Source organism: Thermoflexus sp. (assembly GCF_025055495.1).
GTDB lineage: Bacteria > Chloroflexota > Anaerolineae > Thermoflexales > Thermoflexaceae > Thermoflexus.
The window spans coordinates 1-7,928 of sequence record NZ_JANWXB010000028.1; the positions used below are offsets into that span (position 1 = coordinate 1).

Genomic DNA, 7,928 nt, shown 5'->3' on the forward strand with positions numbered 1-7,928 from the left:
CGGAATGAGATGAATCGAAAAGTGCGGGAAAAACACATTATCCCGGAGCGCGGTCGCCCCCTCTCCGAGCGACTGGCCAACGCCCGCTGGATCCAGGTCACGGAGGATGAGCGACTGACGCTGATCACCTGCTGGCCTTACACCAGCAATACCCACCGTCTCATCGTGATCGCCCGGCCACTCCCCCTCCAGGACGGTCCGGGGAAGGACGTGGAATAACCCGGAGGCGCTGTGCGGCGCCCCAGGATCCCCGCTTCGGGGCGTGGGGAGGGGAGTGAGAAACATCGAGGTAGCGGGGCGGGCAGCGAAGCCGCCCGCCCCGCAAGACGGATCAGCGATGCGGGATGGCCGTCCCGTCCAACATTAAACTCTCGATTCGCCCCATCCGCTATCAGTGGATCGCCACCTCCATCGAAGAAGCCGCAGGCCGTTCAGCACCACCAGCAGCGTGCTTCCTTCATGCCCGACCACTGCCAGCGGCAGAGGGATCCCCAGGCCGAACGTGAGCCCCACCAGCAGGACGATCACACCGCTGGCGAAAGCCAGGTTCTGCCACACGGTGCGCATCGCCGCACGGGCTAAGGCGATGGCCTCGGGAACCCGGCGGAGATCTTCCTGAAGAAGCACCACATCCGCTGTCTCAATCGCCGCATCGCTTCCCATCTTCCCCATGGCGATCCCCACGGAGGCCGCGGCCAGGGCCGGCGCATCGTTCATCCCGTCCCCGACCATCGCCACCGGCCCGACCGACTGCGCCAGGGAACGGATCCGCGCCAGCTTCTCCTCCGGCAGCAGTCCGCCTTCGAAACGCCGGATCCCCACCACCTGGGCCACGGCGCGGGCGACCGTCGGATGATCCCCGGTCAGCATCACCGCCTCGATCCCCAGGCGGCGCAACGCCTGCACCGCCTCCGCGGCCTCCGATCGAACCCGATCGGCCACCTCAATCAGGCCCCGCCACTGCCCATCGTAGACCAGCAAAGCCGTCCGACCGGCCTGCTGCGCCTCCTCCAGCATGGCGCGCACTTCGACAGGAAGCGAGATGCCCTCCTGCTGGAACAGCCGGGGGGAACCTACCCAGATCCGATGCGCGTTGGTGAAACCGATCACCCCCAGGCCCGGACGGGCCTCCACCTCCCGGATTTCCGGGAAAGATAGACCGCGCGTTCGGGCCTCCTCCACAATCGCCCGGGCGATCGGATGCTCCGAACGAACCTCCACCGCCGCCGCCAGGGCCAGGATCGCATCGGGATGGTTTCCCTCCAGCCCGCGCACCGACTGCACGGCCACCCGATTCTCCGTGAGGGTCCCCGTCTTATCCATCGCCACCACCCGGACCTGGGCCAGGCGTTCCAGGACCATCCCGCCCTTGAACAGGAGCCCCCGCCGGGCTCCGGCGGCGATCGCGGAGAGGAAAGCGGCTGGGGTGCTGATCACCAGGGCGCACGGGGAAGCCACCACCAACAAGGTCATCGCCCGATAGAACGCCTGATCGAAAGTCTCTCCCCAAAGCCCGGAGAGGACCAGGGTGAGCGCCGCCCCGGCCAGGACGGCCCATGCATACCGTTGCTCGAAGCGATCGATCGCCTGCTGCGTGCGGGCCCGCTGCGCCTGCGCCTCCTCCACCAGATGAATAATCCGGGCCAGCATCGTGTCCGAGGTCGTGTGGGTGACCTGGACCTCCAGCGCCCCATAAGTGTTGAGCGTGCCCTCAAAAACGGGATCCCCCGGCCCTTTCGGCACGGGTATGGATTCCCCGGTCAGCAGGGACTCGTCGGCGGCGGAGAAGCCCGCCACGACCACCCCATCCGCCGGGATCCGCTCGCCGGGTCGAACGAGCAGTCGATCCCCCACCTCGATCGCTTCAATCGGGATCGTTTCCTCTCCCCCCTCGCGGATGCGATGAGCGACCGGGGGGCGGAGGTTCAGCAACCGCCGGATAGCCTGACGGGTGCGCTCCAGAGCCAGGGTCTGCAATGCGTTCGAAAGGGAGAAGAGGAACAGCAACGTTCCCCCCTCCTCCGCATGCCCGATGAAGGCGGCCCCCAGGGCGGAAAGCAACATCAACAGATTGACATCCAGACGTCCCCTGTGCAACGCCAGAGCACCGTCCAGCACGCCATAGAAGCCCCCGAACAGATAGGCGGCCGTCCAGAAAACGCCCTCTATGCCAGGGGCCGCCCGGCGCGAAACCATCCCGCCGATCAGCGCGACCAGCGTCAATCCCACGAAGGGGAACTCCAGCCGGCGCTCATCCAGAATGAAGCGGCGGATCCGTTCTCCCATCGTTCAGGCCTCCTCCGCGATGGACGCCTCGACTTTGCGTTGGCAATCGGGGCAAAGCCCGTAATAGACCAAGCGGGCTCCCTGCAGCGCGTAGCCCGAGCGGGCCGCCACCCGCTGATGCAGGGCCCGAACATCCACGCCTTCCAGATCCTGCACCCGGTGACAGGAGAGACAGACCAGATTGATATGCGGCTCGGTGTCCCCATCGTAGTGCACCATCCCATCCCCCGCATCCCCCAGGGCGCTCACCAGGCCCAGTCGCACCAGCGCATCCAGGGTTTTGTAAACTGTCGCCAGGCTCATCGTGGGGAACCGCCGGCGAAGACGCCGGTAGAGGTCATAGGCTGTGGGATGGTTCCGGCTCATCGCCAGCGCCTCGCAGATGGCCACCCGCTGGGGCGTCAGCCGCAACCCGGATGCCCGCAGGCCTTCCAGCATCGCCCTTAACCGCTCCGATCGCCGAATCATGGAAAACTCCTATCTAAAGATAATCATTTTCCAAAACCGGATATGATGTTACTCCAAGGGCGGGGCCTTGTCAAATAGGGGATAGAGGAGCGGACCCTTTCCCGCCCGGGCGATTCGCTCTCTGGCCTGCACGAAGGCTGGACATGAGCTCATATCCCTTGGGGTTGGGGCGCCGTCTCTGGCGGCGCCCCAATCCTCAACTTCCAAGGGGACTCAGACGTTGCCCGTGGCGTTCATAACAGCTGCAGCGCCCGATAGATCGCCGCCCGCTGTCCGGGATCCAGCGGGGGAAGGTGCTCAATGTGAAACAGCCCGGACATGGGGAGCTCGGAGGCCGGACGAGGTTCCTGAAGCAGGCGGCAGGCGTAACGCAGGATCAACTGCCACCGCCCATCCTCCCGTCGGGAGGCCGCCTCCAGGATGATGGGCTCCTCCGGTTCCACCCCGGCCATTTGAGTCATCCATCGTCGGACGCCATCCGCAGGATCCTCGCCTTCCACCAGAGGACCTCCTGGCAGGGTCCAGTTCCCTGGCGGCGATTGCACCAGCCAGACCGCTTCATCCGCCAGGGCGACGATCTCCACCCGGATTTCCACGTTCATTGTTCCTCCTTTCGCTGCCCTCAGCGCCTCGGGGATTCACATCCCGCATCGTTTGAACGGGGGAGCCTGACCCACGCTCGGGCAGACCGGCCTCTCCCCCTTCTCTCTTCTATGTTCATCGCTCAAGGGACCGTGGATAGGAAAGGGGCTAGCGATGCCGCCCCTCTTATCCAGGAAGCCGGACAGGCCGTTGAAGCCGATCCGCAGGCGGCCCCGCACGCCTACCTGTTCGAAGAGCATTTCCTTTCCCCGGTGAGAGGATATGGGCGCTCCATAGGGAATGAGGCATCAGGTTTGCGGGCCGGAAAGCAGGAGATATGCGGGGTCTTGGGGTTTTGGAAGATCCGGCTCATGCTCAGCAACTACTGCTTTGTCCGGTTATAAACTGGAGATCGGAGGAACTGAAGCCAGGCCGGAAAGCCGTAGCTCCTTCCTCATGGCTCCCCCTCCCCACGGCCTCTGGACCGTGGGGAGGGGGAGTAAAGAATCTTCCGGAGGTGGTATGGGGGGCCTTCGGCCCTCTGCACCACCCTCGAAAACCCCCAGATCAAGAGATGGGCTATGGGAGATCCGGCTCCGGGCCTGCCGTCGAGAGCACCATGCGATCGGGATCCAGATATTTGCGGGCTACCGCCTGAACCTCTGCGGCGGTGAGGCCGGCAATGATCTCCGGATAGCGTTCCAGATAATCCAGGCCCAGCTCGAACAGCTCCATATCGACGAGAACCCCAGCGATTCCCTCCTTGGTCTCCAGTCGGAGGGGAAGAGAGCCGATCAAAAACGACTTGTTCTCCTCCAGCTCCTTTGCAGGAACCCGTCGCTCCAGCAGACGCCGGATCTCCGTGCGGATGCCTTCCACGGCCCGGGGAAGATGCTCCGGGGCCACCCCGGCGATGACGCTCCATGGCCCGGGGGACAGGCCCGCATCCAGACGGCTATAAACGTAATACGCCAGCCCATCCCGGTCTCGAACGTGATCTCCCAGCCGGCCCATCATCCCGAAAACCCCCAGGATGCAATTCGCCAGCGCAGCCGCGTAATAGTCCGGATCTTTACGGGCCAGCCCAACCGTTCCCATGACCAGATCCGTCTGGGTTTTGCCCGGGATCGGCGTGTGGACATGGATCCAGCGGTCTGGACGCGAGGCCGACGGCAGGGGATCCGGCGCCGGGCGCTGGGCCACCCAATCCCCGAAAACCCGCCGGATGGCCTCGATCCCCTCCTCGGCGCGGATCGCCCCCACGATGGCGATGATCATCCGTTCCGGGCTATAAAACTTCCGGTGGAAAGCGGCCAGATCCTCCCGGGTAATGGCCTGCACCGTCTCCCGATAGCCATCCACGCTTCGTCCATAGGGATGGCCTTGGAACAGCGTCTCCCGGAACCGAAGCCCGGCCATCCGCCGGGTGTCATGTTCCCGCTCCTGCAGATCCGTGAGGATCTCCCCTCGCACCTTCTCCGCTTCCTCCTCAGGGAACGTGGGGTTCCGCAGGACATCCGCCAGGATCTCCAGAAGCGTGGGCAGATCCTCAGCCAGAGCTTTCAGGCTGAAGCCGGTCGTATGATAGCCTGCTCCGATGTCCAGGCTGGCCCCGATCGACTCAATCGTCTCATAGATCTCATGGAACGTTCGATGGGCAGTCCCTCGGGTGAGCATTTCCGCCGTGAACGCGGCCAGCCCGGCCCGATCCGGAGGCTCATCCATCGCCCCGGCCCAGAGGAGGCCCGAGAGGACCACCGAGGGGCTGCTGAAATTCTCGTAGGCGAGCACGATGATGCCGTTCGGCAACACCTCCCGCGCGATCGTCCGCGGATTAGGCACCGTCCAGGCCCGGATCCGTTGAAGGATTTGGGATGGACTCCGCCTGCGCGCCATTTTCAGGCTCCAGATGGAAGATGAAGGATGTAAGCGCTCACACTGCGCTCACTCTCAGGTGACAATGCACAAGGATAAAAAATCTTATCGGACCCAGCCAGCGGCGCGCGTTCTGAACATGCGCCGAGATATTTTCGGGTCTGAGGCGCCATCCCGCAGCGCCCCAGACCCCAGCCTGCGGGAGAGCTGGGAAGCGGCCTATGGTGTCTATTGAATACTATCATAGCGTAACCCGAGCTCCCAAGCCCTTTTTCCGAAGCTCATGGATGGAGAGGAAGCGCAGTCTTGCGAACTCAGCGCCTTGGAGATGAACGGGGCCGCCAAAGGCGGCGCCGTTCATGAAATCATCGGATGAGGCATGCCTCGCTTTTATGTCCTTCGGGTCGCGGGTAGAAGGGGAAGGAGAGGGAGCTTGTGCATTCCATCCGGATGCCTCTAAACTGGATCGGAACTTCGTGGCCGCAGGGAGGACGGCGTGATCGGTGGCTGGAGCATCAGCGAGCTGACGATCCTGGCGGTCGTCGGCCTGGCCGGACTTGTGCTGGCCATTGATGACTGGCGCGGGATGCTTCTGGCGTGGGCCCTGATGGGCGCGGCGGGCGGGTTTCTCCTCCGACAAACCGCTGAAGTCCCCGGGGAACTGGCCGGGATCCAGATCTTGAACAGCGCCCTCCTGGCTCTGCTGTTCTATCTGGCCGGCCGGCGAGCCCAGGCGACGGCTCCCAAGACCCTGACCGCCCGCCCGGCGGTCCACTGGCGGTTCCGGATCTTAGCCGCCCTTTTTCTTTACGTCCTCGCCCGCATGATCGTAATCCGGTTTCCTTTGCCCATTGCTTCCCCATCTCTCCTGATCGTGACCTACACGCTGATCGGGATCGGCCTGCTGATCGCCACGCTGAGCCGTTCGCCGCTGAAGGCCGGGCTGGGCGTGCTGACCATGCTGAACGGTTACCAGGTTTTCTATCTCTCTGTTCAGGATAGCCTGCTCGCCATCGGGCTGATGGCTGGGATGAGCCTCTTCGTCGCCTTCGTCACCGCTGCTCTCACCCTGGTCCGTCAGGAGGTGTCGGCGTGAACTTCCCGTTGTTAATCCTGATCGCTGTTCCCTTCCTGACCGCTCCCGTGATTTATCCGCTTCGACGCACCCCGCTGGCGGCTCCCTTCGCGGCCGCGGTCGCTGCAGCGTTGGTGGGCTTCCTCTGGATCGCCCCGTGGTCTCCCGTCGCCATCCAGCAGGACCAGACATCCCTGGGCGCGCCGCTGGTGGTGTTCGGGCGGAGCCTTCGTCTCACGGAAACCGATCGCTGGGCGCTGAGCACACTATGGGGATGCGCCGCCCTGTTGTTCCTGGCCGCATGGCCCTTTCGATTCGAGCGCCGCCTGTATCCCATCGGCCTGGCTGCCGGCGGGCTATGGACCATCGGCCTGTTGCTGCGGCCGATCACCCTGGGGACGTTTTTCATGGGCGGCGCCGCCCTGCTGCTGGCGCTGACGCTGCTGGGGGAGGGCCATGGCATGGAAGGGGCGACCCAATATCTCATCGCAGCCAGCCTGGGCTTCCTCGCCTGGGTCACCGCCGTTTGGGCCGCCGAACAGGCCGCCCTGAACCCGGGTCAGCCCCTCTGGACGACGTTGACCGTCGTGCTGATCGGGATGGCCCTGATCCTTTGGTTAGGGGTCTGGCCGGCCTACCGCTGGGTCGTGCTCCTGTTCGCGGAGGGCGCGCCGGTCGGGGCCGCCTTCACCGTGTTGCTGCTGAATTATGGAACCTGGTTCTGGCTGCTCGCCTGGGCTCAGGAGTTCCCATGGCTGGCGCAGCTCCCCGGATGGAGCGCGGGCCTGCAAACCATCGGGATCCTGATGACGCTGAGCAGCGCCGTGCTGGCCCTGGCCGAGCGAGGCTGGGGGGCCATTGGAGGATACCTCTGGCTGGCCTCCAGCGGTCTCTCGTGGCTGGCGCTGGGCACGGGAACCGTCGAAGGGATCTATCTAAGCGCCTGGACCATGTGGATCGGGGTCATCGCCCTGGCGGGACTGGCCTTCGGGCTGGCCGCGCACCGTCGGATGAGCGGCTCCACGGAATCCGGCCGTGTTCCGCTGGATCGGGGGCCGTGGGTGATCGCGCTCCTGCTGGGAAGCGGCATGGCCTTGATGAACGTCCCCCCTTTTGCAGGATTCACCGCACGATGGGCGTTCACCCGCTTGTTGTTGCCTTCCCATCCGGTTCTGGCGCTGGCGCTGATCGGCAGCGTGGGCCTTCTGGGATGGGCGCTGTTGCGAGAGCTGCTCGCGCCCGTCTCAGAGGCAACGCCGTTGCGCCCGATGCCTCGCTCGGCCGTCTGGTTCGGGATCGCCTGGTGGATCGCCGAGCTCAGCCTGTTGTTCGCCGGCCCTTGGCTGGGCCTTCGCCTGGAGACCCTGGCCCGGGCATGGATCCGCGTGATGTAGCGCTTCCCGAAAGGGGACCCTGGATCCCGACCGGACGGAACGCATGGGACCTGCGCCCGATCCCTTCCCCTTTGTCGCCATTTAAAAATTGGACTTCGGACAAGCAGGCCATGCACCAAGCGCCCTGAGCCCTCTACGGCCAGAGGGCCAAACCCCTCCCCCCTCTCCCCCCTCCCTGCGGCCCGAAGGGCCATGGGGAGGGGGGAAATTGAATTGAATAGTTGGGGGTGCGGGCGGGGCTGTCGAAG

Annotated in this window: 7 protein-coding genes; 3 read left to right on the forward strand and 4 right to left on the reverse strand. The window is 64.7% G+C overall.

Features of this window, described 5'->3' with window-relative positions:
* A partial coding sequence (locus tag NZM16_RS01020; protein ID WP_295477872.1) for a sortase occupies positions 1–219 on the forward strand: 219 nt, incomplete at its 5' end.
* Positions 220–363: 144 nt separating this feature from the next.
* On the opposite strand, the gene NZM16_RS01025 is transcribed toward NZM16_RS01020, so the two are convergent.
* The 4 genes from NZM16_RS01025 to NZM16_RS01040 all read right to left on the reverse strand — a co-directional run bounded on the left by NZM16_RS01025 (position 364) and on the right by NZM16_RS01040 (position 5,232).
* Positions 364–2,286 carry a cation-translocating P-type ATPase gene (locus NZM16_RS01025; RefSeq protein ID WP_295450275.1) on the reverse strand — a complete coding sequence of 641 codons (1,923 nt, stop codon included), beginning with the start codon at positions 2,284–2,286 and terminating at the stop codon, positions 364–366.
* A gap of 3 nt (positions 2,287–2,289) precedes the next feature.
* Positions 2,290–2,754, reverse strand: coding sequence for a Fur family transcriptional regulator (locus tag NZM16_RS01030; protein WP_295450272.1), 465 nt, complete (start codon positions 2,752–2,754; stop codon positions 2,290–2,292).
* 233 nt (positions 2,755–2,987) lie between these two features.
* Positions 2,988–3,356: an NUDIX domain-containing protein gene (locus NZM16_RS01035; RefSeq protein WP_295477874.1), complete on the reverse strand. Its 369-nt coding sequence runs from the start codon at positions 3,354–3,356 to the stop codon at positions 2,988–2,990.
* Positions 3,357–3,915: 559 nt separating this feature from the next.
* Positions 3,916–5,232 carry a pitrilysin family protein gene (locus NZM16_RS01040; protein WP_295453206.1) on the reverse strand — a complete coding sequence of 439 codons (1,317 nt, stop codon included), beginning with the start codon at positions 5,230–5,232 and terminating at the stop codon, positions 3,916–3,918.
* Between the two features lie 475 nt (positions 5,233–5,707).
* On the opposite strand from NZM16_RS01040, the gene NZM16_RS01045 reads away from it, so the two are divergent.
* Positions 5,708–6,307, forward strand: coding sequence for a hypothetical protein (locus tag NZM16_RS01045; RefSeq protein ID WP_295453204.1), 600 nt, complete (start codon positions 5,708–5,710; stop codon positions 6,305–6,307).
* Complete coding sequence (locus NZM16_RS01050; RefSeq protein ID WP_295453201.1) at positions 6,304–7,680, forward strand: hypothetical protein; 1,377 nt, start codon at positions 6,304–6,306, stop codon at positions 7,678–7,680. Before NZM16_RS01045 ends, NZM16_RS01050 begins: the two co-directional genes overlap by 4 nt.
* Positions 7,681–7,928 lie beyond the last annotated feature (248 nt).

Excerpts from the sequence above, each read along its gene's own strand:
- NZM16_RS01035 (WP_295477874.1), bottom strand. The coding sequence starts at position 3,356 with ATGAACGTGGAAATCCGGGTGGAGATCGTCGCCCTGGCGGATGAAGCG.
- NZM16_RS01030 (WP_295450272.1), bottom strand. The coding sequence starts at position 2,754 with ATGATTCGGCGATCGGAGCGGTTAAGGGCGATGCTGGAAGGCCTGCGG.
- NZM16_RS01025 (WP_295450275.1), bottom strand. The coding sequence starts at position 2,286 with ATGGGAGAACGGATCCGCCGCTTCATTCTGGATGAGCGCCGGCTGGAG.
- NZM16_RS01040 (WP_295453206.1), bottom strand. The coding sequence starts at position 5,232 with ATGGCGCGCAGGCGGAGTCCATCCCAAATCCTTCAACGGATCCGGGCC.